Origin of the sequence: Wolbachia endosymbiont of Drosophila bicornuta (assembly GCF_028982105.1) — a bacterium.
GTDB lineage: Bacteria > Pseudomonadota > Alphaproteobacteria > Rickettsiales > Anaplasmataceae > Wolbachia > Wolbachia pipientis.
The window spans coordinates 1-2,716 of sequence record NZ_JAPQLF010000048.1 but is presented as its reverse complement, the minus strand read 5'-3'; the positions used below and the strand labels follow the sequence as shown (position 1 = coordinate 2,716).

The window sequence follows — 2,716 nt, the reverse complement described above, 5'->3', positions numbered from 1 at the left end:
CTACTGGCCTGCTATAGCCATAAACACATATCTTATCGCATTCGGACTATTATAAGAAAGGCTATATATATCATGAGTTATAGCACTTCTCGCAATAGTCCGAATAGGATAAGATATGTGCTTATGGCTATGGTAGAGCAGTAGCATATTATGATCTGTTCGGATTATTGTAAAAAGAGCTATAAATGCTCGATTAAGTTGAATTGCTTGCTTTGAACGAGAGATTGAATACTCTGAACTACCTCCAAGTAGCATATAGTATCCTCAAGCCGGTCAGTTGTAAGTCCTAAATGGTGGGATTTAAAGGTAAAATCAATATTAACACTAACTAATTGAGAATGATACTTCTCTTCTGCACTATAGCCTAAATGAACCCAAAGCCGTAAGTCAGATATAAGAAGATTACATGCAGACATTGCATTCCAACATCACTGAGTTTAAGCTACTTACAACTACTAACACACGCTAGCATTCATCATTCCATCAAGAAAACCCCACAAGAGCCTTGCTCCCTTTTGAGCACCCTGCATAACTTTATCTTGCTCTTTTTCATCTAGATCTTCAATAAGATTTGCACATTCCTCAGAATGCCATTCATCAGCATGCATATGGACAGTAAAAAATTGAAGAGAACGCTCATCACTTATTGAATAGTGTTTTTTTAAACCTTCAATTTTAGACTTGGAAACCTCTGGAGTTTGACGTTCGTAAGCGCACAAGGCTCCAAGACCTGCCGCAAAACCTGATCTTACAATATCAAAGTAACCATCAACTAACTCCTGTGTCTCTTTAATCTGTGCACTTTCACGAAGATCAGATCGCGCAACGCCAAGCCCTTCAGCAAAACGTTGCCATAATTCTGGATGATTTTCATCACCTTGTTCCTCTTCTATTAAATTACCAAGTAAAACCTGTCGCATTTTTAGATCTGGGCACAAAAAATGTATACCACTGATGTAACGAGGAAACGCAGCAACGTGGTGATAATATTCTTTAGCATAGGTTTGTAAAGCTTGCAAGCTTAAGCTTCCTGTATTCCATGACTGGTAAAATAGATGATTTAGTAAGTGCAATTCATCTAACTTGTTATTTAGAGACTTAGTAAATTCCATCATTTCCCCCATTACATTAATATATAGTTCATATACTATAGTTTTCTCATTATTACGATCATGCTAAGATCAATACAATGGTGGGACTGGTAGGACTCGAACCTACGGCCAATTCGTTATGAGCGAACTGCTCTAACCGACTGAGCTACAATCCCTTTTATCAATATTTATAATACACACAAAAGCAAATTTGTCTATTAGCTTATTTCACTATCAACCCAACTTGACAAACCATTTGTTGCACCAATTTTGCGTGCAATTTCCTTACCATCTTGAAATATGATTAAAGTGGGTATAGATTGCACTCCATACTTACTTGGCACTTCAGTCCCTTCATCTATGTCGAATTTGCAGATCTTAATCTTGCCTTTTCTATCCTTAGCCAATTGTTCTATACGTGGCATTAGACTTTTGCATGGCCCACACCATTCTGCCCAAAAATCTACCAGCACGAACCCTTTATAGTCAGTGACTTCAGATTTGAAATTTTGATCATTTACCGATGTAATATCATCACTCATAAAATACCTAAATTTTTGTAAAATATAGCGTATCTATTAGCAGTTAATCAACTAAATTCTTACCGCAGAGCTTGAAAAATTGCCCTAAAGTGTTTTGCACAAACAAAAAACTTCTATTACATCTGGTGGTTAAAGATATCCACGTTTTCCCAACCCATTAAGTCTAACTCAATACGAGTAGGAAGAAATTCAAAGCACTTTTGGGCCAATTCTTTTCTATTTTCACGTTCCAGCATTAAGTCTAGCTTTTCCTTTATCCTGTGGAGATACAAAACATCAGATGCAGCATAACTTTTTTGTTTGTCTGTTAAATTTTCATTTCCCCAATCAGAAGATTGCTGCTGCTTATTTAGTTTGGTATCAAGCAGCTCTAAGCACAACTCTTTTAAGCTATGATTATCTGTGTAAGTGCGAACTAGACGTGAAGCTATCTTTGTGCAATAGCAGGGAAGTGCCCAAGTTTCCAAGTAATAACGTATTATGCTCACATCAAATCGCGCGAAGTGAAATATTTTAGTTATATTTTTATCCTCTAATATTTTTCTCAAATTTGGCGCTGTATAATCGTTCTTGAGTTGAACTAAGTGAGCGTTGCCATCATAAAAAGAGAGCTGCACAAGGCATAATCTATCTCTGCTATGAAGTAGCCCCATTGCCTCGGTATCAACAGCTATAGACCTTACATCATCTGGTATTGAACTAGCTGGCAAGTCGTCTTTATATAAAAATATTCCCATAAAGCTTTGTGGAATAATTAAAAACTTATGATAATCAAAAATGAGCCTTAAGTATACGAAAAGATCATAGAAGGAACCACGCAAATTTATGGGCTCTCACATTTTTCATGTACACGGGGTTTACAAATCGCTGTATATGCCTATAATTAAGTAAATTTAGGTTAATTTAATTGCGGGAGTAGCTCAGTTGGTAGAGCGCAACCTTGCCAAGGTTGAGGTCGAGGGTTCGAACCCCTTCTCCCGCTCTTTGCTTTCAAAATCATTTCGTCAAAAATCCCTTGACAAACTCCGCTAGCACCATTATCACGAAACTGAAGCTATTGTATTTGCTTTCGCCAATCTGCAG

5 protein-coding genes and 2 tRNA genes are annotated in these 2,716 nt (G+C 37.1%); 1 reads left to right on the top strand and 6 read right to left on the bottom strand.

All coding sequences use genetic code 11. The annotated features are described in order from the left end of the window. The 6 genes from OZD68_RS00820 to OZD68_RS00795 all read right to left on the bottom strand — a co-directional run bounded on the left by OZD68_RS00820 (nucleotide 1) and on the right by OZD68_RS00795 (nucleotide 2,370). Nucleotides 1-255, bottom strand: coding sequence for a hypothetical protein (locus OZD68_RS00820; protein WP_220468145.1), 255 nt, complete (start codon nucleotides 253-255; stop codon nucleotides 1-3). Then, nucleotides 180-416 (bottom strand): dihydroneopterin aldolase, encoded by a 237-nt coding sequence (locus tag OZD68_RS00815; protein ID WP_259366045.1) that lies wholly within the window; start codon nucleotides 414-416, stop codon nucleotides 180-182. The genes OZD68_RS00820 and OZD68_RS00815 overlap by 76 nt, the downstream gene beginning before the upstream one ends. Nucleotides 417-455: 39 nt before the next feature. After that, nucleotides 456-1,112 (bottom strand): CADD family putative folate metabolism protein, encoded by a 657-nt coding sequence (locus tag OZD68_RS00810; protein ID WP_182309585.1) that lies wholly within the window; start codon nucleotides 1,110-1,112, stop codon nucleotides 456-458. Between the two features lie 78 nt (nucleotides 1,113-1,190). Next, nucleotides 1,191-1,267 (bottom strand) — tRNA-Ile (locus tag OZD68_RS00805). 42 nt (nucleotides 1,268-1,309) lie between these two features. Next, on the bottom strand, nucleotides 1,310-1,633 hold the full coding sequence (gene trxA, locus OZD68_RS00800) for a thioredoxin (RefSeq protein WP_182309578.1): 324 nt from the start codon (nucleotides 1,631-1,633) through the stop codon (nucleotides 1,310-1,312). Nucleotides 1,634-1,749: 116 nt separating this feature from the next. Next, entirely contained in the window at nucleotides 1,750-2,370 is a 621-nt protein-coding gene (locus tag OZD68_RS00795) for a ribonuclease D (protein ID WP_275008748.1), read from the bottom strand. 172 nt (nucleotides 2,371-2,542) lie between these two features. Between OZD68_RS00795 and OZD68_RS00790 the strand changes: the two genes are divergently transcribed. Beyond that, a tRNA-Gly gene (locus OZD68_RS00790) sits at nucleotides 2,543-2,615 on the top strand. Nucleotides 2,616-2,716: the final 101 nt, after the last annotated feature.